Raw genomic sequence first — 21,519 nt, forward strand, 5'->3', positions numbered from 1 at the left:
GTGACCAAGGAAGCGCGCCAAGCGTGATCAAGGGTGCGCCCCAGGCGGCACCCGTGGCGCGGCGGAGACCTGACGTCAGTCCCGGCGCAGGCCCGCGAAGACCAGCCGGACCACCGCGTCGGCCACCTCGCGTTCGCCGGCGCCCCGCGAGTCCGGCCGGTACCACTCCACGATCGAGTTGATCATCCCGAAGACCAGCCGGGTGGCCAGGCGGACCTCCACGTCGCCGCGGACGTCGCCGTCGGCGGCCGCGGCCTTCAGCAGTTCCGCGACCCGGTGGTCGAAGTCGCGCCGCCGCTCCAGCGCCCACCGCTCGGTCTCGGTGTTGCCGCGCACCCGCAGCAGCAGCGTCACATAGGGCAGCTCGCGTATGAGCACCTCTACCATCCGCCGTACGACGTGCTCCAGCTGGTCCACAGGCCGCCCCACGCGCGCGTGCTCCTCGTCCAGGATCGCGAACAGCCCGTCCAGGGCGCGGCTGACGGCCCGGCGCAGCAGCTCCTCCTTGCCGCTGACGTGGTGGTAGATCGACGATTTGGAGATGCCGGCCGCCTTGGACAGGTGCTCCATGGAGGTGCCGTCGTAGCCGCGATCATTGAAGACCCGGACGGCCACGGAGAGCAGCGTCTCGGGCGTGTACGTGTCGCGCTTGGCCGTGGTCATGAGGTGCCCTCCCGCTTGTCGGCGACGGCGTACGCATGGCGGTAGAGCGCGAGGGAGGGCGCGTAGCGACCGGAGGGGTCGCGCTCGTGCATCTCGTCCAGGACGTCGAAGGCGAACTCGCGGCCGAGCCTGCGGTCCCACTCGAACGGGCCGAGCGGGTAGTTCACACCGAGGCGCATGGCCGTGTCGATGTCCTCCTCGGTGGCGACGCCCTTGGCGACGGCGTCATGGGCGAGGTCGATGATCCGGGCGACCGTGCGCGCGACGATCATGCCGGGGGCGTCGCCGATGACGCTGACGTCCTTGCCGAGGGCCTGGAACAGGCCGGTGGCCTCGGCGAGGGTCCTCGGCGAGGTGTCCTGGCAGGCGGACAGGGCGACACGGGTGGCCGTGCGGTAGTTCGAGGCGAGGTCGAAGTGGACGACGTCACGGAACTCCACGCAGGTCTGCCCGTCGGCGAGGACCAGCTGACCGCCGCTGGGCAGCACCAGGCGGGTGCCGTTGTCCTCGTCCTCCTCGCGGACCTGGATGCCCGCCTCGCGGATCAGGGCGAGCAGCTCGGCCGCGGGGCCGAGGCCGCCTTCGGCGACGACGTACGCGGGCGGCTGCTCCTTGTCGGCGGTGTGCGGTTCGGGCCGCTCGGCGCCTTCGGAGTGGTCGTACCAGCCGTGGCCGGTCTTGCGGCCGAGGCGGCCGGACTCCACCAGCCGGCGCTGGGCCAGGGAGGGGGTGAAGCGCACGTCCTGGAAGAAGGACTGCCACACGGAGTGCGTCACCGACTCGTTGACGTCCTGCCCGATCAGGTCGGTCAGCTCGAAGGCGCCCATCTTGAAGCCGCCGCACTCGCGCAGGACCGCGTCGATCGTGGCCGGGTCGGCGGCCTGGGCCTCGTAGACCGCGAACGCCTCGGCGTAGAACGGCCGGGCGATCCGGTTGACGATGAATCCCGGGGTGTCGGCGCAGGCCACCGGGGTCTTGCCCCAGGCGCGGGCGGTTTCGTACGCGCGCGTGGCCGATGTGACGTCGGTGGCGAACCCGGAGACGACCTCGACCAGCGGCAGCAGCGGCGCCGGATTGAAGAAATGCAGGCCCACGAAACGGCCGGGGTGGCGCAGGGCACCGGCGATGGCCGTCACCGACAGCGAGGAGGTGTTGGTGGCGAGCAGGCAGTCCTCGGCGACGATCTCCTCCAGCTCGCCGAAGAGCTGTTGCTTGACGTCCAGCCGCTCCAGGACGGCCTCGACGACCAGCCCGCAGTCCGCCAGCCCGGCCAGGCTCTCCACGGGTTCGAGGCGGGCGCGGGCGGCGTCCCGGTCGGCGGCGCCGAGCCTGCCCTTCTCCACGAGCCGGTCGAGGCGGGCGCCGATCGCCGCTGCCGCGTCCCGGGCACGCCCGGCGGCGGCGTCGTACAGCCGCACGGGGTGGCCGGCGACCAGCGCGACCTGGGCGATGCCCTGGCCCATGGTGCCGGTGCCGACGACGGCCACGGGGCTGCTGAGGTCGAGTGCTGTCATGTGCGCGATCCTCCCGCACGACGTTTTCCACAGATGCGGCAGGCCCCCTTGTCCCGACCGATCGTTCGGTTACTCTAGCTCTGACTGCCCGATCCCGCTGCTCTTTCCGCCAGGTCAATGAACTCGACGACGAGTTCTCCAGACGAGGAGTTGGTCCCGCATGGCCGCCGAACTGACCGCCCACGATCTGATCGCGAAGCACCGGCCCACCCTGGACCAGGCACTGGAAGCGATCCGCACGCGCGCGTACTGGTCCCCGCACCCCGAGCACCCGAAGGCCTACGGCGAGAGCGGCAGCCTGGACGCGGCGGCGGGCAAGGCCGCCTTCGACGCCGTGCTGAACACCCGGCTCGACCTCGGCCAGCCCGGTACGGACGACTGGGTGGGCGGCGAGGTCTCGCCGTACGGCATCGAACTGGGTGTCTCCTACCCGCACGCGGACGCGGATGCGCTGATCCCCGCGATGAAGGCCGGGCAGCGGGCCTGGCGGGACGCGGGCGCGGAGCTGCGGGCGGTGGTGTGCGTGGAGATCCTCAAGCGGATCAGCGACCGGACGCACGAGTTCGCGCACGCGGTCATGCACACCAGCGGGCAGGCATTCATGATGGCGTTCCAGGCGGGCGGCCCGCACGCCCAGGACCGCGGCCTGGAGGCGGTGGCGTACGCGTACGCGGAGCAGGTCCGCACGCCCGAGACGGCCGAGTGGACCAAGCCGCAGGGCAAGCGCGACCCGCTGGCCCTCACCAAGCGGTTCACGGCGGTCCCGCGCGGCCTCGCCCTGCTCATCGGCTGCAACACCTTCCCGACCTGGAACGGCTACCCGGGCCTGTTCGCCTCTCTGGCGACCGGCAACGCGGTCCTGGTCAAGCCGCACCCGCGCGCGGTGCTGCCGCTCGCGCTCACCGTGCAGATCGCGCGCCAGGTGCTCACCGAGGCGGGTTTCGACCCGAACCTGGTGGCGCTGGCCGCCGAGCGCCCCGGCGAGGGCATCGCCAAGGCCCTCGCGACGCGCCCCGAGATCCGGATCATCGACTACACCGGGTCGACGTCCTTCGGTGACTGGCTGGAGGCCAACGCCCGCCAGGCGCAGGTCTACACGGAGAAGGCCGGCGTCAACACGGTGATCGTGCACTCCACCGACGACTACAAGGGCATGCTGTCGAACCTGGCGTTCTCGCTGTCCCTGTACAGCGGCCAGATGTGCACCACCCCGCAGAACCTGCTCATCCCCCGGGACGGTATCCGCACCGACGAAGGCCCCAAGACCTTCGACGAGGTCACCGCCGACCTCGCCCGCGCGGTCGACGGCCTCCTCGGCGACGACGCGCGCGCGAACGCCCTGCTGGGCGCGATCGTCAACCCTGACGTCAAGGCCCGCCTGGAGGCCGCCGCGGGCCTCGGCGAAGTCGCCCTCGCCTCACGGGAGATCAGCAACCCCGACTTCCCGGGCGCCGTCGTGCGCACCCCGGTCATCGTCAAGCTGGACGGCGCCAAGCCGGACGACGAGGCCGCCTACATGAGCGAGTGCTTCGGCCCCGTCTCCTTCGCCGTCGCCGTCGACTCGGCGGCCGACGCGGTGGAGCTGCTGCGCCGCACGGTCCGTGACAAGGGCGCGATGACGGTCGGCGCCTACACCACCGACCCCGAGGTCGAGCAGGCCATCGAGGAGGCGTGCCTGGAGGAGTCGGCCCAGCTGTCGCTCAACCTGACCGGCGGGGTGTATGTGAACCAGACCGCCGCCTTCTCCGACTTCCACGGCTCGGGCGGCAACCCGGCGGCCAACGCGGCCCTCACCGACGGCGCGTTCGTGGCCAACCGGTTCCGGGTGGTCGAGGTCCGCCGGGAGGCGTAGGAAGGGACGTTCAGCAAGCGCCGGCCGCGCCCCCGGTCGCGCTCCAGTGGTACAGCGTCATCGCCACGCTGGTGGCGAGGTTGTAGCTGGAGACCTGGGGGCGCATCGGCAGGGCCAGCAGGTGGTCGGCACGCGCGCGCAGCTCGGCCGACAGCCCGCTGCGTTCCGAGCCGAACGCCAGGACGGCGTCGTCGGGCAGCTCGGTCCCCCGGATGTCCTCGCCCTCCGGGTCGAGGGCGAACAGCGGTCCGGCGGGCAGCTCGTCGACGCCGAGGCGTTCCACGGCCGTCGCGAAGTGCAGACCGGCGCCGCCCCGGACCACCGTGGGATGCCAGGGGTCGAGCGTGCCTGTGGTGACCACGCCGGTCGCCCCGAAGCCGGCGGCCAGCCGGATCACCGCACCGGCGTTGCCCAGGTTGCGGGGGTTGTCCAGGACCACGACGGGCGCGGTGCGCGGGGTGCGGGCGAGCCTGTCCAGGTTGGCCGCGCGCGACGGCCGCACGGCCAGCGCGGCCACACCGGTCGGATGGGGCCGCGGGACGAGGGAGGCGTACGCCTCCGCGGACACCTGTGTGAGCAGCGCGTCCAGCGTCTCCCGTACGTCCCCGGCCAGCTCCTCGGCGAGGGCGAGCGCGGCCCCGCGGTCGGTGGTGACCGCCACCGGGACCTCGGCTGCGAAACGCAGTGCGTGCTTGAGGGCGTGGAAGCCGTCGAGCAGCACGGCGTCCTCGGCGTGCGCACGCCAGCGGGTCAGCGGGTCGGTCATGCCGTGAACCCTACGCGGCCCCCTGCGGGCTCTCCGCCGAGGAGCGCGGCGCGGGCACCGCGGCGGTGACGCCACCGCGCCGGACGGTCCGCCCACGCGCGCGTGCCACCAGCGCGCCCAGCCGGCGCAGGAACGACGTCGGCAGGAAGACCGCGTCCGCGGTGATCATCGCCAGCGAGAAGAACGGCAGCCCGAGCACGACCGCGATCACCGAGTGCTCGATCATCATCAGCACCAGCAGGACGTTCTTGACCCGCCGGTTGAACAGGGTGAACGGGAAGGCGACCTGCACCATGACCGTCCCGTAGGCCACGATCATCATGATCGTGCCGCTGGAGGACATCAGGTCCGCGAGCCCGGGCCAGGGCGAGAAGTAGTCCAGGTGCAGCGGGTAGTAGACGGCGGTGCCGTCCTGCCAGCGCGAGCCCTGGATCTTGTACCAGCCGGCCGTCGCATAGATCAGACAGGCCTCCGCCATGATCACGAGCAGGGCGCTGTTGTGCAGGACGTTGGCGATAACGTCCAGCAGGATCCGCGGCTCCGGCGACGTCGCCCAGCGGCCGACGGCCCACCACAGGCCGAGCGCCGCCCAGGCGGTCCACAGCAGCGCGGGGATCAGCCAGCCGTTGTCGAACCGGCCGGTGAACGTCGCCATGAGCAGCGCCAGGCCGAGGACCGCCCACAGGGCCGGTCCCACCCGGTCGGCGGGGACCCGCTCCCCACGCGCGCGTGCCGCTTCGGCGCGTGCCGCCCGCCGCGCGTCCAGGGACCACACCTGTCCGCAGCGCGTGAACACGAGATAGACGGACATCAGGTGCAGGACGTTGTCGCCGCCGTCGCCGACGAAGACGCTGCGGTTCTGCAGTGACAGCACGCCCACCATGAACAGCACGGACGCGGTCCGGGTCCGCCAGCCGAGCAGCAGCGCCGCGCTGGCGGCGATGGCCAGCAGGTAGAAGCACTCGAACCACGCCTGTCCGCCGGACCACAGCAGAGCCGTGAACGCGTGGTTGTCGGCGGTCAGCTCCTTGGCGAGGTTCCAGCCCCAGGGTCCGGCCGGGCCGTACAGCTCCTGGCGGTGGGGGAACTCGCGCAGCAGGAACAGCAGCCAGGTCCCGGCGAACCCGATGCGGACCACGGCGCTCTGATACGGCCCGAGAGCCGCACCGGTGGCCCGGGCGATACCGCGCGAGAGGATCAGGGAGATCCGGTTCACCGCACACCTCCCGCTGCCTCTTCGGCCGTCACGGTCCACCAGGGCAGCACGCGGTAGACGGGCTTGTCGGACACGCGCTCACGGCTCCACGAGGGCGGCTGCACATTGGTGGTGCTGGAACGGATCTGCACGTGCTGGATGACGCCTTCCCGGTCGGCCGGATAGGTCCGGTACAGCCGCATCACCACGATCCGGCGCAGGTACTGCTCGGAGAGGGACCCGCGCATGCCCACGGCACGGTTGTCGGCGCCGTGCGTGGCGACGAAGAAGTCCCAGGCGCGGCGCAGCTCGTTCTGCTGGGTGTGGCTCGGCACCAGGTTGCCGTCGATCGCGGCACCGTCCTGGGCGGAGAGGTCGGTCCACCCGGTGGTGCGCAGTCCGCCGTCCTTCACCCGCACCACGGCACGTACCTGGACGGCGATGTTCTGCTGCAGCGGGTTCGGCGCGAACAGCTTCCAGTTCTGTTCGAACTCCGGGTACACCCACTCCTCGACCGCCTTGCCGTGCTGCTTGGTCACCGTGTTCGCGGGAGCCAGGCTGAGGAAGACCATCAGCAGATGCACACAGGCGGCGACACCGACCACCGCGAGCGCCAGCGCCGCGACGACCTGGTAGCGGGGGGAGAGGGCGGCCACGCCGGCACGGGGCGCGTGGGGCGGCGCCGAGGCACCAGAGGCGCCGGGGACGGGGCCGCCGGACGCAAGGGCGCCGGGGACCGGGGGCCGCACCGGGGCGGTGGGCTCCGCTGCCGTGACCGCCCGGGCAGACCCGCGCGATCCGGATCCCGACTCCGATCCCGACTCGGATCCCGACTCGGATCCCGACTCCGACTCCGACCCTGACTCGGACGCCTTGGCCGAGGCGTCCGCGGTGGCCGGGGGAGTCTCCGGGAGACGCGCCCCGGCCGACCCGCCGGGGCCGGGCCGGGCCCCCGAGTCCTCGTCGTACGCGTCCATTCCGCCCCGTCCCCCGTTTCGGCTCATTCATTCGGCTAGGTGTCAGCTCAGTGATGCGGCGCCGCCACGAGCGCCCCACGCTTCACGCACGCCACTTCTCGGCGTCCCACGGAACGGTACTCAGCCCCGGCCACCGGGCGCAGCCCCGGGTACGGGCGACGGCCGTGGTCCTCGCCACGCGGTACGGCACCGGAACGGGTCGCGATCGCCCTCCTGCCCGTTGTCCACAGGCTGCCCGCCGAGTTTTCCACAGCGGTTGACACCCCACCGCGCCCCGGCACACCATTGATGCGCACGAACCGAACGATCGGTCGGGACGGTTTCACCCAAGAGCCCGAGGTCAGGGGGATCGCATGGCCACAGCAGCCACGCAGCGCACGGCCGGCACACCGGCGGACGGCGCACCGGACACCGTCGACACGGCGGCCTACCAGCACGCCTTCGACGCGGCCGTCGCCGCCGACGAACGCATCGAACCACGCGACTGGATGCCCGACGCCTACCGCGCGACCTTGGTCCGGCAGATCGCCCAGCACGCGCACTCCGAGATCATCGGCATGCAGCCCGAGGCCAACTGGATCACCCGTGCCCCTTCTCTGCGGCGCAAGGCGATCCTGATGGCCAAGGTCCAGGACGAGGCCGGCCACGGCCTGTACCTGTACAGCGCGGCCGAGACCCTCGGCACCAGCCGCGAGGAACTGCTCGACAAGCTCCACAGCGGCCGCCAGAAATACTCCTCGATCTTCAACTACCCCACCCTGACCTGGGCCGACGTCGGCGCCATCGGCTGGCTCGTGGACGGCGCCGCGATCACCAACCAGGTCCCGCTGTGCCGCTGCTCCTACGGCCCGTACGCCCGCGCGATGATCCGGGTCTGCAAGGAGGAGTCCTTCCACCAGCGCCAGGGCTACGAGCTGCTGCTGGCCCTCAGCAAGGGCACACCGGAACAGCACGCAATGGCACAGGACGCGGTGAACCGCTGGTGGTGGCCCTCGCTGATGATGTTCGGCCCGCCCGACGACACCTCCCAGCACTCGGCGCAGTCGATGGAATGGAAGATCAAGCGCCACTCCAACGACGAGCTGCGCCAGCGCTTCGTCGACATCTGCGTCCCCCAGGCCGAGTCCCTCGGCCTCACCCTCCCCGACCCGGACCTGCGGTGGAACGAGGAACGCGGACAGCACGACTTCGGCCCCATCGACTGGACGGAGTTCTGGGAGGTCCTCAAGGGCAACGGCCCGTGCAACGAACAGCGGATCACCCAGCGCAGGCGCGCCCACGACGAGGGCGCCTGGGTACGAGAGGCGGCCGCCGCGTATGCGGCCAAGCACACACCCGAGGACACCGGTGGCACCGGTGGCACCGGTGAGACAAGCCGCGCGACAGGCCGCGCGACCGGAAACGAGCAAGGAAACGAGACAGGAGCGGAGCGAGCATGAGCACCACCGACTGGCCCCTGTGGGAGGTCTTCGTGCGCTCCCGGCGCGGCCTCTCCCACACCCACGCCGGCAGCCTGCACGCCCCCGACGCGGAGCTGGCCCTGCGCAACGCCCGCGACCTCTACACCCGCCGCGGCGAAGGCGTGTCGATCTGGGTCGTCCCGGCCGCAGCCATCACCGCGTCCTCGCCCGACGAGAAGGACCCGTTCTTCGAACCGGCCGCCGACAAGCCCTACCGGCACCCGACCTTCTACGAGATCCCGGAAGGGGTGAAGCACCTGTGACCGGCCCCGCCACCGTCCCGGTGACCGCCGCGCTCGCCCTCGGCGACGACGCCCTGGTGCTCTCCCACCGGCTGGGGGAGTGGGCCGGGCACGCCCCCGCCCTGGAGGAGGAGGTCGCCCTCGCCAACATCGCCCTCGACCTGCTCGGCCAGGCCCGGGTCCTGCTGTCCATGGCCGGCGACGAGGACGAACTGGCCTATCTGCGCGAGGAGCGGGCCTTCCGCAACCTCCAGCTGGTCGAGCAGCCGAACGGCGACTTCGCCCATACGATCGCCCGCCAGCTGTACTTCTCCACCTACCAGCAGCTGCTCTACACCGAACTGGCCGCGGGCGAGAGCCCGTTCGCTCCCCTCGCCGCGAAGGCGGTCAAGGAGGTCGCCTACCACCGCGACCACGCCGAGCAGTGGACCCTCCGTCTCGGCGACGGCACCCGGACCAGCCACGAGCGGATGCACCACGCCAGCGAGGCGCTGTGGCGGTACACCGGTGAGATGTTCCAGCCGGTGGAGGGCCTCGACGTCGACTGGACCCGCATGGACCAGCACTGGCAGGAGTCCGTCGCGGACGTCCTCGGCCGTGCCACCCTGCCCCTGCCCGAGGGGCCGCGCACCGGCGCCTGGTCGGCCGGCGCCGGCCGGCAGGGCCTGCACACCGAGCCGTTCGGGCGGATGCTCGCGGAGATGCAGCATCTGCACCGCAGCCACCCGGGGGCGACATGGTGACCGCCACCGCCCTGGAGGCGGAGCTGCTGGAGCTGGCCGGCTCGGTGCCCGATCCCGAGCTGCCGGTGCTCACGCTCCAGGAGCTGGGTGTGGTCCGCGCGGTGCACCTCCACGGCGGCGACACCGTCGAGGTCGACCTGACCCCCACCTACACCGGCTGCCCCGCCATCGAGGCGATGAGCATGGACATCGAACGGGTACTGCGCGCCCACGGCATGCGCGAGGTCACGGTCCGCACGGTGCTCACCCCCGCCTGGACGACCGACGACATCAGCTCCGAAGGGCGGCGCAAGCTCCAGGAGTTCGGCATCGCCCCTCCACGGGTACGCGGCACCTCCGGCCCGGTCCCGCTGACCCTCGGCCCACCCCGGACCGAGACCCCCACCACATCCACCGCATCCACCGCATCCACCGAGCCGACCGCAGCCACCGAACCCATCCGCTGCCCGCACTGCGGCTCCGCCGACACCGAGTTGCTGAGCAGGTTCTCCTCCACCGCGTGCAAGGCACTGCGTCGTTGCCTCGCCTGCCGTGAACCGTTCGACCACTTCAAGGAGTTGTGATGGCGCGCTTCCACCCGCTCCCGGTGGCCGCGGTCGACCGGATCACCGACGACTCCGTCGCCCTCACCTTCACCGTCCCCCCCGACCTGCGCGAGGAGTACCGGCACGCACCCGGCCAGCATCTGGCGCTGCGCAGACAGGTCGACGGCACGGAGATCCGGCGCACGTACTCGATCTGCTCCCCCGCGCCCGACCCGGCCGGCGCGGGCCCGGACGCCCTGCGGGTGGGTGTGCGGCTCGTGGAGGGCGGGGCCTTCTCCGCCTACGCGCTGAAGGAGATCAACGTCGGCGATGTGCTGGAGGTGATGACCCCGGCCGGCCGCTTCACCCTGGAGCCGGTACCCGGGCTGTACGCGGCGGTCGTCGGCGGCAGCGGCATCACCCCGGTGTTGTCCATCGTCTCCACGCTGCTGGCACGCGAGCAGGCGGCCCGGTTCTGTCTGATACGCAGTGACCGCACGGCGGCCTCGACGATGTTCCTGGAGGAGGTCGCCGACCTGAAGGACCGCTATCCCGAGCGGTTTCAGCTGGTGACCGTCCTCTCCCGCGAGGAGCAGCAGGCGGGCCTGCCGTCCGGCCGGCTCGACCGCGAGCGGCTCAGAGCGCTGCTGCCCGCGCTGCTGCCGGTCGACGGGGTCGCGGGCTGGTTCCTGTGCGGGCCGTACGGACTGGTGCGGGGCGCGGAGGAGGCGCTGCGCGAGCTGGACGTGGACCGGTCCCGCATCCATCAGGAGATCTTCCACGTGGACGCGGGCTCGTCGCCGGCCGCCACCGCCAAGGCCCCCGCGCACAGCACGGTCACCGCTCGGCTCGACGGACGCGGCGGCACCTGGCCGGTACAGGAGGGCGAGTCCCTGCTGGAGACGGTCCTGCGCAACCGCTCCGACGCGCCCTACGCCTGCAAGGGCGGAGTCTGCGGGACGTGCCGCGCCTTCCTGGTCTCCGGCGAGGTCCGCATGGACCGCAACTTCGCCCTGGAGACGGAGGAGACGGAAGCCGGATACGTACTGGCCTGCCAGTCGCATCCACTGACGGAGCAGGTGGAACTGGACTTCGACCGCTGAGGCCTGCCTGCACTGGGCCGACTCGGCGTTGGGGGTGGGGAGAGGGGACGGGGGAGGGGAGGGGGAGGGGGAGGGCCCCCGAAGAGCCCCCAAGAACACCAAGTCCCCGACCCATTCCCTTCTTCTAGAACCTGTTCTATCTTGACGCACCGTCAGCTCACCGGACTCGCCGGAAGGACAGGCCGTGGACTTCACCTTCACCGAGGAGCAGCGGGCGGCGGCCGAGGCGGCGCGCGGGGTGTTCGCCGGAGTGGCGCCGGACGCGGTGCCCAGCCCGGCGCTCACCACGGGCGCCGTGGCCGAGGGCTTCGACCGGGAGCTGTGGTCCCGGCTGGCCGAGGCGGATCTGCTGAGTCTGCTGCTCGACGAGGCGCACGGCGGTTCCGGTCTGGACGCGATCGCGCTGTACCTGGTGCTGCGCGAGTCCGCCAAGGTGCTCGCACGGGTGCCGCTGCTGGAGCACAGCGCGGCGGCGGCGGCCGTACAGGCGTATGGCGGGCCGGAGTTGGCGCGGCGGCTGCTGGCGCGGGCCGGGCGGGGGGAGCTGGTGCTGACGGTCGCGGCGAGCGGCCGTAGCGGCCACGACTCGGCCGGGCTGGCCGTCGGCGCACGGCGGGACGGTGCGGACTGGGTGCTGGACGGGGTGCAGACGGCGGTGCCGTGGGCGTACGACGCGGACCTCGTCGTCGTACCGGCGCACCTGGCGGGGACGGCCGCCGAGGGGACCGTGCTCGCGCTGGTGCCGCGTGAGCTGGACGGGGTGGTGCTGGCCGAGCAGGTGTCCACCAGCGGGGAGCGGCTGGCCGAACTGCGGCTCACGTCCGTGCGGATCGACGCGGGTGAGGTCATCGAGGCCGACGGCGCCTGGGAGTGGCTGTATGCGCTGCTCGCCACCGGCACCTGCGCGCTGGCGCTCGGGCTGGGCGAGCGGGTGCTGGGCATGACCGCCGAGTACACGGGAAAGCGGGAACAGTTCGGGTATCCGCTCGCGACGTTCCAGGCGGTGGCCGTCCAAGCGGCGGACCGGTACATCGATCTGCGTGCCATGGAGGCCACCCTCTGGCAGGCGGCGTGGCGGATCGCCTCGGGTGCGCCGGGGGCGCTGCCCACCGCGAGGGATGTCGCGGTGGCGAAGATCTGGGCGGCGGAGGGGGTGCGCCGGGTGGTGCAGACGGCTCAGCATCTGCACGGCGGATTCGGCGCCGACACCGACTACGCACTGCACCGGTATCACGCCTGGGCCAAGCATCTGGAGCTGGCGCTCGGCCCGGCGGCGGCGCACGAGGAGAGGCTCGGGGATCTACTCGCGGCGCATCCGCTCGGCTGACCGCGCGGCCCGTAAGAGCGCAGGGGCTGCGGGCGGGCTACAGGACCTGCCGGGCTGACCGCGCGGCCCCGAAGAGCGCATGGGCTGCGAGCTGACCGCAGGACCTGGCCGGGATGATCGCGCGGCCCCGAAGGGTGCGAGGGCTGGGGGGGCGGGTTACAGGACCTCGCCGGGCCGGCCGGTGTCCGTGATGACCGGGCGGCCCGCGGCCTGCCAGATCTGCATGCCGCCGTCGACGTTCACCGCGTCGATGCCCTGCTGGACCAGGTACATGGTGACCTGGGCCGAGCGGCCGCCGGAGCGGCAGATGACATGGACGCGGCCGTCCTGCGGGGCGGCCTCGGTCAGCTCGCCGTAGCGGGCGACGAACTCGCTGATGGGGATGTGCAGCGCTCCCTCGGCATGGCCCGCCTGCCATTCGTCGTTCTCGCGGACGTCCAGCAGGAAGTCGCCGTCCTTGAGGTCCGTGATCTCGACCGTGGGTACCCGAGCTGCGAAGTTCATGTCCCCGACGCTACCCGAAGGTCCCGGGTGCCGGTGGAGTGAGCCGCTGCTCAGTCCTGCCCCAGCAGGGCGGCCAGCTCGGCCTCCCGCTGGGCGATGTCGGATCGCAGCCGGCCGGCGATCTCGTCGAGGAGTCCGTCGGGGTCGTCGGGGGCGAGCCGGAGCATGCCGGCGATGGCGCCTTCCTCCAGTTCGCGGGCGACGAGAGTGAGCAGTTCCTTGCGCTGGGCGAGCCATTCGAGGCGGGCGTACAGCTCCTCGGCGGGGCTCGGGCGCCGCTCGGGCGGTACCGGACCGGCCGCCCACTCCTCGGCCAGCTCCTTCAGCAGGGTCTCGTCGCCGCGGGCGTAGGCGGCGTTGACGCGAGTGATGAACTCCTCACGCCGTTGCCGTTCCGCTTCCTCCTGCGCGAGGTCGGGGTGGGCCTTGCGGGCCAGCTCGCGGTAGAGCTTGCGGGCCTCTTCGCTGGGCCGTACCCGCTCCGGGGGCCGTACGGCCTGGTCGGTGAGCATGGCGCCGGCTTCCGGGAACAGGCCGTGGCCGTCCATCCAGCCGTGCAGCAGTTCCTCGACGCCGGGGATCGGCAGGACTCGGGCGCGGGCCTCCTCGGCGCGGCGGATGTCCTCCGGGTCGCCGGTGCGGGCGGCTTTCGCCTCGGCGATCTCGGCGTCCAGTTCCTCGATGCGGAGGTAGAGCGGGCCGAGTTTCTGCTCGTGCAGCCGGGAGAAGTTCTCGACCTCGACCCGGAAGGTCTCCACGGCGATCTCGTACTCGATCAATGCCTGCTCGGCGGCCCGTACGGCCTGTTCCAGCCGTTCCTCGGGCCGCGGTGCGGACTGTTCGGCTTCCGGGGTCGTCACGCCCTCAGCATAGGGGGCCGCGGTCCCGCCCCCTCAAGTCCCTCCGCCCCCCGGGTCCCTCCGCCCCCCGAATTCCTCCGCACCCCGAATTCCTCCATTCTCCCGGGGCCCGTCACACCCCCAGCTCGGCGGTGATCCTCCCCGCTCGGATCGCCGTCACCAGGTCGGCGTGGTCGGCCTCGGTGCGGTCGGCGTAGGTGACGGCGAAGGCGGCTATCGCCTCGTCCAGTTCCTCGTTCTTGCCGCAGTAGCCGGCGATCAGCCGCGGGTCGGCGCTGTGGGAGTGGGCGCGGGCCAGCAGGGCGCCGGTCATCCGGCCGTAGTCGTCGATCTGGTCGGCGGCGAGGGCGGCGGGGTCGACGCTGCCCTTGCGGTTGCGGAACTGGCGCACCTGGAAGGGGCGGCCTTCGACGGTCGTCCAGCCGAGCAGGATGTCGCTGACGACCTGCATGTGCTTCTGCCCGAGGACCACCCGGCGCCCTTCGTGCTCGACCGCCGGTGTCTCGAAGCCGGCGGTGGCCAGGTGCGGGACGAGCGCGGAGGGCCGGGCCTCCTTCACCTGGAGCACCAGGGGCTGCTCGCGGTGGTCGAGGAGCAGCACGACGTAGGACCGGGTGCCGACGCTGCCGGTGCCGACCACCCGGAAGGCGACGTCGTGGACGGCGTGCCGGGCGAGCAGGGGGTGCCGGTCCTCGCTGAGGGTGTGGATGTACGGCTCCAGGGACGCGGCGACCGCGGCGGCCTCGGTGTCCGGGATCCGGCGCAGGACCGGTGCGGCGTCGATGAACCGGCGTCCGCCGTCCAGGGCCGCCTCGGTGGACTTGGCCGCGAACCGGCCGCTGGTGTTGGCGCGGGCCTTCTCCGAGACCCGCTGGAGGGTGCCGAGGAGATCGTGGGCGTCGGTGTGGGAGACGAGTTCCTCGTCCGCGATGGCGTTCCAGGCGTCCAGTACGGGCAGTCTGGCCAGCAGTCGCATGGTGCGGCGGTAGGCGCCGACGGTGTCCTGCGCGGCGGCGCGGCAGGTGTCGTCGTCGGCGCCGGCCTCGCGTCCGGCGAGGACCAGGGAGGCGGTGAGCCGTTTCAGGTCCCACTCCCAGGGGCCGTGCACGGTCTCGTCGAAGTCGTTGAGGTCGATGACGAGATCGCCGCGGGGGTCGCCGTACAGGCCGAAGTTGGCCGCGTGGGCGTCTCCGCATATCTGGGTGCTGATCCTGGTCATGGGGGTGCGGGCCAGGTCGTACGCCATGAGTCCGGCCGAGCCGCGCAGGAAGGCGAACGGGGTGGCCGCCATCCGGCCGACGCGGATGGGGGTCAGTTCGGGGATGCGTCCGGCGTTGGACTCGGTGACGGCGCGTACCGCGTCGGGGCGGGCGGCGTCCAGGTCGAGGGCGTGGTGCGCGCTGCGGGGCACGGCGGTGCGCAGCGCCTTGCCCTCCTCCTTGGGCGAGCCCTGGCGCGGCCACTGGGCGAATCCACGCACCCGCGGCAGCCGGCCGGTGTCCCGGTCCCGCACGTCCCCCGCGTGCCCCGCGTCCGCCGCGTCCGCCGCGTTCGCCGTCACTTCCACATCGGCTCCGGTCACCGTGACCGCCTCCCCCGCACGACTGTCGGCACGAAATCAACTCGTCAGACCGTACAACTGGCCGACGGCGACATCGAGGGTGGCACCGCCCCGCGTCACGGACGTGGACGTGGCTTCAGCACCTCTCCCGTCCCCCACTTGTGCAGTGCGTCGGGCACGCGGACGCTGCCGTCGGGCTGCTGGCACTGTTCCAGGATGGCCGGGAGGAGGCGGCTGGTCGCGAGCCCGGAGCCGTTCAGGGTGTGTACGAAGCCGCCCTTGCCGCGCCGCGGCCGGTACCGGATGTTGCCCCGACGCGCTTGGTAGTCACGGGAGTTGGAGACCGAGCTGACCTCCACGTAGGCGCCTACGCTGGGCAGCCAGACTTCCACGTCGACGGTACGGGCCATGGCACCGCTCATGTCGCCCGCGGCGAGTTTGCTCACCCGGTAGTGCAGCCCGAGGCCGGCCACCAGCCGTTCCGCCTTGGCCACGAGTTCCTCGTGCGCGGTGTCGGAGTGGTCGGGGTGTGCGAACTGCACCATCTCCACCTTCTGGAACTGATGGCCGCGCAGTGTTCCGCGTTCCGTGGCGCGGTATCCGCCGATCTCGCTGCGATAGCAGGGCGAATACGCGAAGTACCGTCGGGGCAGTTCCTCTTCCGGGAGCGTCTCGTCCCGGTGCAGTGCGATCAGCGCGGTCTCGGAGGTGGGAATCAGAAAGCGGTCCGGCTCACCGCTGCCGGAGCCCACCATGAACACGTCCTCGGCGAACTTCGGGAACTGTCCGGCGGCGTATCCCGCTTCCCGGCCCAGGATGTGCGGCGGCAGGACGAACTCGTAGCCGTCGCGGCGGTGGGCCTCGACGAAGTAGTTCAGCAGCGCCCATTCCAGCATGGCGCCGTCACCGGTGTAGACCCAGAAGCCGCTGCCCGCGAGCTTGGTGCCGCGGGCGTAGTCGACCAGGCGCAGGCTCTCCGCGAGCGCCACGTGGTCCTGGGCGGGAAAGTCGTGCCGGGGCTTGTCCCCGACGACGCGGAGGACTTCGTTGGCTTCCTTGCCGCCGGGCAGGACGTCGTCGTCCGGCAGGTTGGGCAGCGGGTCGAGGAAGGCGCGCCGCGCTTCGGTGAGTTCGGCGAGACGGGCTTCGAGTTCCTTGATCCGGCCGCCGATCTCCTGGGACCTCGACCGTACGGCGTCCAGGGCGGCGCCGCCGGGCCCGGTGCGGGCGACCTGTGCCGAGAGGTTCTTCCGCTCGGCGCGCAGCCCCTCGATGTCCTTCTGTACCCGGCGGAACTCTTCGTCGAGTGCGAGGAACGGGCCGAAGTCGACATGAACCGCGCGCTTTTCCAGAGCCCGCCGGACCTTCTCGGGATCCTTTCGGATGAGACCGACATCCAGCATGGGTGACACACTCCGTCCGCTGATGGCCGTATTCCGGCGATCGTCCCTGGGGAGCGTGGGCGAGCAGGGAAACTCGCGGTGCCACCACGCCTTTGCCGACAGCTGCGGCCTCGACCGGCCCGGTCACGGGGGCCAACCGGCAGGTCATCGGGTCGAGGGGTGCAGACTGGTGCAGACCGGCGCCGACCGTTCCTACCCGCACTCGGGAGGGGATTCGTCCCCGGACACGAGACCGCCTTCGCAGCGCCCGGCGGCTCTCTGGGCTCGTGATTCCGCGGATTACTTGTCTCCGTCAGCGTTTGATCGGGACATTAGGGCAGGGTGCGGAGGACGGTCAACGACTTTAAAAGCGACTCCTAAACCATCACGAAATGGATGCAATGCAGTCGGATCATCATTAAGGGCAGGTAAATGGCCTGCCGGGCAACCAGTAGGATCTCCACCATGGCGGCCACTGGAACAGAGAAGCAGGGTGCGAAGGCGTACTACGTCACCACCCCCATTTACTACGTCAATGACGCTCCTCACCTGGGCCACGCCTACACGACCGTTGCAGGGGACGTGCTCACGCGCTGGCACCGTCAGCGCGGCGAGAAGGTGTGGTACCTCACCGGCACGGACGAGCACGGTCAGAAGATCATGCGTTCCGCCGATGCCAACGGAGTCACCCCGCAGGAGTGGTGCGACAAGCTCGTGGACGGGGCCTGGAAGCCCCTGTGGGAGCACCTGGAGATCGCGAACGACGATTTCATCCGCACCACGCAGCAGCGGCACACGGCCCGCGTCCAGGAGTTCGTGCAGGACCTGTACGACAAGGGCCAGATCTACAAGGGCGGCTACGAGGGCCCGTACTGCGTCGGCTGCGAGGAGTACAAGCTGCCGGGCGAGCTGCTCGACGGCGAGGGTGACTTCGCCGGCCAGAAGCTGTGCCCGATCCACAAGAAGCCCGTGGAGATCCTCAGCGAGGAGAACTACTTCTTCCGGCTGAGCGAGTACGGCGACAAGCTCCTCGCGCACTACGAGGCGAACCCCGGTTTCATCCAGCCCGAGTCCGCGCGCAACGAGGTCGTCAACTTCGTCCGCCAGGGCCTGCAGGACCTCTCCGTCTCCCGCTCGACCTTCGACTGGGGCATCCCGATCCCCTGGGACGACAAGCACGTGATCTACGTGTGGGTCGACGCGCTGCTGAACTACGCGACGGCGGTCGGCTACAACGAGAACCAGGAGAAGTTCGAGGCCACCTTCCCGGCCGACGTGCACCTGGTCGGCAAGGACATCCTCCGCTTCCACGCGGTGATCTGGCCGGCGATGCTGATGGCCCAGGGCCTGCCCCTGCCCAGCAAGATCGCCGCGAACGGCTGGCTGATGGTCGGCGGCGAGAAGATGTCGAAGTCGAACCTCACCGGCATCAAGCCGCAGGACCTCACCTCGCACTTCGGCGTGGACGCCTACCGCTGGTACTTCCTGCGTGCGATCGCCTTCGGCCAGGACGGCTCCTTCTCCTGGGAGGACTTCTCCGTCCGGTACACCTCCGAGCTGGCCAACGACTACGGCAACCTCGCCTCCCGCGTGGCCGCCATGGTCGGCAAGTACTTCGGCGGTGCGCTGCCGGCGGCGACGGCCGACGGGGAGGCGGAGCGGGCGGTCCACGAGGGACTCGCGAAGGCCGTCGCCGAGGCCGACCGGCGCATCGGTGACGAGCTGGACTTCCAGGGCGGCATCCTGGCCGTCTTCGACTTCGTCAAGCAGGTCAACGGCTACATCACCGAACAGGAGCCGTGGAAGGTCGCCAAGGACGAGTCGGAGGAGGGCCGGGCCCGCCTCGCGACGATCCTGTACACGGCCGCGGAGTCCCTGCGGGCGGTGGCCGTCCTGCTCAACCCGGTCATGCCCGAGACCTCCGCGAGGCTCTGGGACTCGCTGGGCGCCGAGGCCTCGCTCGGCGCCCTCGCCGACCAGAGGGTCCAGGAAGCCGGCACCTGGGGCAGGCTCGCGGCCGGTACGACGGTGACCAAGGGCGCGGTCCTCTTCCCCCGCCTGGAGGAGAAGCCCGCCGCCTAGGCTCCGACGCCTGGACTCCGCCGCCTACGACAGCGCGCCCCGCCGGACCATCCGGCGGGGCGCGCTGCGTTCCGCAGACCGTCTCCCCACCGGCGGCGTGGGCGGGGCGGAGGCCGGCGGGTGGCTGCCGTCTGCTGACCTGCGTGGCCGGGTGGCGGGGAGCCGCTGCCCGTTGATCTCTGCGGCCCGGTGGCGGGTGGCCGTCGTCCGCCGGCCTCGGTGGCGGTGGTCGCCGCCCCCTGATCTCCGCCCCGCCCCGCCCCGTCCACGCCGCGGGTCGCCGCGGTCAGCGGGCGGTGGCTGTCCGCCATTCGGTCGCCGAGCTGGGGGGCAGGAGGTCCGCGGAGGCCGGGCGGTCGGCGTCCAGGACCTCCGTGGCGATCCGGACGAAGTCCCAGACGTCGACCGCCGGGTCCGCCGGATCGAGCAGCGTGCCCAGCTCGTCCCAGCTCAGCCGGGTGCCGCCCGAGGCGGCGTGGTGCAGGCGGCCGAGGGCATCCGGCGTGGTGAGCGGCTCGATCCGCTTGAGTGCGGCCTCCAGGTCGAAGTCGCTCGCCGGGATCCTGTCCTGCAGTCGGGCCACCTCCGCTGCGGCCCGCCGGGTGGCCGCCCTGGCGTCGGCCTTCCGTACCTCGGCCAGCAGGGCGCGGCGTCGGGGCCGGTCCAGGAAGATGCCGATCTCGCGGACCAGGTCGGCCGGCTCGTCGGCGACGTGCACAAAGTTGATGATCTTGTTGGGTGGGTCGAGTACGGTCCGCAGGTGCTCGGGGCCGCGGGCCTCGGGGTCGGCCGATCCCTTGAGGTCGGCCAGCCGGACGGAGCCGGGCACCGCGGGTTCGGGGCGCTCGTCGCGCACGATCAGCAGCAGCGAGTCGGTGACGCTGTGCATGAGCGTCATGAGCGCGAGCCGGTCGGTGGTGTAGACGTGCCAGTTGTAGCGCCACAGCTCGCGCATCGAGTGCCGGTTGTGCCGGATGGGGGCGCTGGCGAGAACGCTGAAGCCCTGGTCGGCGAGGTAGCGCAGGGTCCGCTCGGCGCGGCGGGCGGCCATGCCGTCGCACTTGAAGCTCAGCAGGCCGAGCGGGGCCAGCGCGTCGGCGGCGGCCCGGGCGCCGTCGGCCCAGGGCGCCGGGCCGCCGTCCGCGGTGCCTGCCGCGGCACCGTGCGGCGCGCCGAGGACGTCGACGGCGTCGGACCAGCACTCGCGGAAGTAGAGGTCCTCGGTGAACAGCTCGGACTTGGTGGGCGACACCGTCAGTGAGCGCCACACCTCCGCGTCCGGTGTCCGGCTGTCGCGTGGGGCGGGTGCGCTGGCCATGCGGTCTCCCTCTGCTGCGGGGCGGACGCCCAGGTCCGCGGATCGGGGTTCGTCAGCACCTTGGGATGTCCGGGCTCGTCGTACTCGATGACGTAGGTGCCCAGCACAGCCAGGTCCCACCGGTCGGGGAGGGCACCGGCCGCGGCAAGGTCCGCGAGGAACGGCCGCCACTCGACGCACTCACCACGCGCCATACGCTCCAGCCGGCGCCGGGCGGCCTCGGCGCGCGTGGGGCGGGTGCGCTGGTCATGCGGTCTCCCTCTGCTCCGGGGCGGACGCCCAGGTCTGCGGATCGGGGTTCGTCAGCACCTTGGGATGTCCGGGCTCGTCGTACTCGATGACGTAGGTGCCCAGCACAGCCAGGTCCCAGCGGTCGGGATGGGCACCGGCCGCGGCAAGGTCCGCGAGGAACGGCCGCCACTCGACACGCTCACCGCGCGCCATACGCTCCAGCCGGCGCCGGGCGGCCTCGGCGGCCGGGCCGGGGGCGGCGTTCTCGACCGCGCGGGACACCCGGTCCAGCGCATTGGCGCGGGTCAGGGACCGGGTGGGAGCGGCGAAGCGTTCCCGGGCGCGGTCCAGGGTGTCCTTGGCCTCGGCGGTGAGGGCGCCGCCGGCCAGGCCGGTGAGCAGCGCGCGGCGGGCGTCGGCGTCGAAGAGCAGGCCGAGTTCGCGCAGCAGGTCCGCGGGTTCGTCGGCGACATGGACGTAGCTGAGGACGCGGTTCGGCTGGCCGAGCAGGGCGCGCAGGGTGCCGGGCCGCTGCGCCTCCAGGGTCGCGGAACCCTTGAGCGTGGACAGCCGTACGGTGCCGGGCAGTTGGTGTCCGGGCGCGCTGCGCAGCAGCAGGAACAGGGCGGGGCCGGCGCCCAGCAGCAGTTCGTTGACGGCCAGCCGGTCGAGGGTGGCCGAGGTGAGCTGGTAGCGCCACAACTCCCGCCAGTGGAACGGCTGGAGGCGGAACTCCCGGGCGGCGGTCACGGTGAACCCGTGCTCGTCCAGGTAGTCGAGGACCGGGGCCAGCCGGCCCGCGGCCAGGCCGTCCGGTTTGAGCATCAGCAGGGCGCTGTCGCGCAGCGCGGCGGGCAGCCCCGCGGCCAGGATCTCCTCGGCGTCGCCCAGTCCCTCGCGGAAGTAGGTCTCGCGGGCATAGAGGTCCCTTTTCATCTGGCTTCGGGTCAGCGCCGACCAGTCGAGCGTTGTCATGAGGCCTTCCCCCGGGCCGGATCCGTTTACTGGCGTCGGGTGGATGCTAGCAGGCCCGTATTTCGGGACCGGATCACGTGAGACGGGATTTGGGAATTCTCCGGGGGTCGGGCCCCAGCTGAGACAGATATCGGGCGACGGACCCCCGGTATCGCCCGACAGAAGGGGTGTTTGCGGGTCAATTCGGACCAGTTCGGAGGGGGCCCGGTGCGGCTCGGTAAAGAGAAATCGCAGGCCAAT

General features: G+C 71.6%; 19 protein-coding genes. 8 read left to right on the top strand and 11 right to left on the bottom strand.

Translation table 11 applies throughout. The annotated features are described in order from the left end of the window. Nucleotides 1-75: 75 nt before the first annotated feature. Both AB0L75_RS05970 and AB0L75_RS05975 read right to left on the bottom strand, forming a co-directional pair. Nucleotides 76-663 (bottom strand): TetR/AcrR family transcriptional regulator, encoded by a 588-nt coding sequence (locus tag AB0L75_RS05970; protein WP_365175770.1) that lies wholly within the window; start codon nt 661-663, stop codon nt 76-78. Beyond that, a complete protein-coding gene (locus AB0L75_RS05975; protein WP_365175772.1) occupies nt 660-2,177 on the bottom strand; it encodes a 3-hydroxyacyl-CoA dehydrogenase in 1,518 nt (505 codons plus the stop codon). Before AB0L75_RS05975 ends, AB0L75_RS05970 begins: the two co-directional genes overlap by 4 nt. A gap of 160 nt (nt 2,178-2,337) precedes the next feature. Between AB0L75_RS05975 and paaN the strand changes: the two genes are divergently transcribed. After that, nucleotides 2,338-4,029 carry a phenylacetic acid degradation protein PaaN gene (gene paaN / locus AB0L75_RS05980; RefSeq protein ID WP_365175774.1) on the top strand — a complete coding sequence of 564 codons (1,692 nt, stop codon included), beginning with the start codon at nt 2,338-2,340 and terminating at the stop codon, nt 4,027-4,029. 10 nt (nt 4,030-4,039) lie between these two features. Here paaN and AB0L75_RS05985 read toward each other — a convergent pair whose 3' ends face one another. Genes AB0L75_RS05985 through AB0L75_RS05995 form a run of 3 tightly spaced genes read right to left on the bottom strand, consistent with a single transcriptional unit; the run spans nt 4,040 to nt 6,967 of the window. After that, entirely contained in the window at nt 4,040-4,795 is a 756-nt protein-coding gene (locus AB0L75_RS05985; protein ID WP_365175776.1) for a TrmH family RNA methyltransferase, read from the bottom strand. Nucleotides 4,796-4,805: 10 nt separating this feature from the next. Next, the gene (locus tag AB0L75_RS05990; RefSeq protein ID WP_365175778.1) at nt 4,806-6,011 is read right to left on the bottom strand and encodes an HTTM domain-containing protein; all 1,206 of its coding nucleotides are present in this window, start codon (nt 6,009-6,011) and stop codon (nt 4,806-4,808) included. Then, complete coding sequence (locus AB0L75_RS05995) at nt 6,008-6,967, bottom strand: DUF5819 family protein (RefSeq protein ID WP_365175780.1); 960 nt, start codon at nt 6,965-6,967, stop codon at nt 6,008-6,010. The genes AB0L75_RS05990 and AB0L75_RS05995 overlap by 4 nt, the downstream gene beginning before the upstream one ends. A gap of 353 nt (nt 6,968-7,320) precedes the next feature. Between AB0L75_RS05995 and paaA the strand changes: the two genes are divergently transcribed. From paaA to AB0L75_RS06025, 6 genes are all read left to right on the top strand, one after another. Further along, on the top strand, nt 7,321-8,406 hold the full coding sequence (gene paaA, locus AB0L75_RS06000) for a 1,2-phenylacetyl-CoA epoxidase subunit PaaA (protein WP_365175782.1): 1,086 nt from the start codon (nt 7,321-7,323) through the stop codon (nt 8,404-8,406). Beyond that, the gene (gene paaB, locus AB0L75_RS06005) at nt 8,403-8,690 is read left to right on the top strand and encodes a 1,2-phenylacetyl-CoA epoxidase subunit PaaB (RefSeq protein WP_014673816.1); all 288 of its coding nucleotides are present in this window, start codon (nt 8,403-8,405) and stop codon (nt 8,688-8,690) included. The genes paaA and paaB overlap by 4 nt, the downstream gene beginning before the upstream one ends. Next, the gene (gene paaC, locus AB0L75_RS06010; protein WP_365175785.1) at nt 8,687-9,412 is read left to right on the top strand and encodes a 1,2-phenylacetyl-CoA epoxidase subunit PaaC; all 726 of its coding nucleotides are present in this window, start codon (nt 8,687-8,689) and stop codon (nt 9,410-9,412) included. Before paaB ends, paaC begins: the two co-directional genes overlap by 4 nt. Beyond that, complete coding sequence (gene paaD, locus AB0L75_RS06015; protein ID WP_365175787.1) at nt 9,406-9,975, top strand: 1,2-phenylacetyl-CoA epoxidase subunit PaaD; 570 nt, start codon at nt 9,406-9,408, stop codon at nt 9,973-9,975. Before paaC ends, paaD begins: the two co-directional genes overlap by 7 nt. After that, on the top strand, nt 9,975-11,039 hold the full coding sequence (locus AB0L75_RS06020) for a 2Fe-2S iron-sulfur cluster-binding protein (RefSeq protein WP_365175789.1): 1,065 nt from the start codon (nt 9,975-9,977) through the stop codon (nt 11,037-11,039). Before paaD ends, AB0L75_RS06020 begins: the two co-directional genes overlap by 1 nt. A gap of 184 nt (nt 11,040-11,223) precedes the next feature. Beyond that, the gene (locus AB0L75_RS06025) at nt 11,224-12,366 is read left to right on the top strand and encodes an acyl-CoA dehydrogenase family protein (RefSeq protein ID WP_365175791.1); all 1,143 of its coding nucleotides are present in this window, start codon (nt 11,224-11,226) and stop codon (nt 12,364-12,366) included. 156 nt (nt 12,367-12,522) lie between these two features. Here AB0L75_RS06025 and AB0L75_RS06030 read toward each other — a convergent pair whose 3' ends face one another. The 4 genes from AB0L75_RS06030 to serS form a co-directional block, all read right to left on the bottom strand. Continuing rightward, a complete protein-coding gene (locus AB0L75_RS06030) occupies nt 12,523-12,870 on the bottom strand; it encodes a rhodanese-like domain-containing protein (RefSeq protein ID WP_365175793.1) in 348 nt (115 codons plus the stop codon). Nucleotides 12,871-12,920: 50 nt separating this feature from the next. Beyond that, complete coding sequence (locus AB0L75_RS06035; RefSeq protein ID WP_365175795.1) at nt 12,921-13,730, bottom strand: hypothetical protein; 810 nt, start codon at nt 13,728-13,730, stop codon at nt 12,921-12,923. A 112-nt stretch (nt 13,731-13,842) separates the two neighbouring features. Next, nucleotides 13,843-15,243, bottom strand: a complete 1,401-nt coding sequence (locus AB0L75_RS06040) for a DUF2252 domain-containing protein (RefSeq protein WP_365176472.1) — start codon at nt 15,241-15,243, stop codon at nt 13,843-13,845. A gap of 164 nt (nt 15,244-15,407) precedes the next feature. Next, nucleotides 15,408-16,694: a serine--tRNA ligase gene (gene serS / locus AB0L75_RS06045; protein WP_365175797.1), complete on the bottom strand. Its 1,287-nt coding sequence runs from the start codon at nt 16,692-16,694 to the stop codon at nt 15,408-15,410. Nucleotides 16,695-17,138: 444 nt separating this feature from the next. Here serS and metG point away from each other — a divergent pair, with 444 nt between their 5' ends. Continuing rightward, nucleotides 17,139-18,755 (top strand): methionine--tRNA ligase, encoded by a 1,617-nt coding sequence (gene metG / locus AB0L75_RS06050; protein WP_365175799.1) that lies wholly within the window; start codon nt 17,139-17,141, stop codon nt 18,753-18,755. Between the two features lie 286 nt (nt 18,756-19,041). Here metG and AB0L75_RS06055 read toward each other — a convergent pair whose 3' ends face one another. Together AB0L75_RS06055 and AB0L75_RS06060 are read right to left on the bottom strand one after the other, a co-directional pair. Then, complete coding sequence (locus tag AB0L75_RS06055; RefSeq protein WP_365175801.1) at nt 19,042-20,073, bottom strand: hypothetical protein; 1,032 nt, start codon at nt 20,071-20,073, stop codon at nt 19,042-19,044. Nucleotides 20,074-20,319: 246 nt separating this feature from the next. Further along, complete coding sequence (locus tag AB0L75_RS06060; protein ID WP_365175803.1) at nt 20,320-21,279, bottom strand: nucleoside-diphosphate kinase; 960 nt, start codon at nt 21,277-21,279, stop codon at nt 20,320-20,322. Nucleotides 21,280-21,519 lie beyond the last annotated feature (240 nt).

It is taken from the genome of Streptomyces sp. NPDC052101 (assembly GCF_040680235.1).
In the GTDB taxonomy this organism is placed as follows: Bacteria; Actinomycetota; Actinomycetes; order Streptomycetales; family Streptomycetaceae; genus Streptomyces.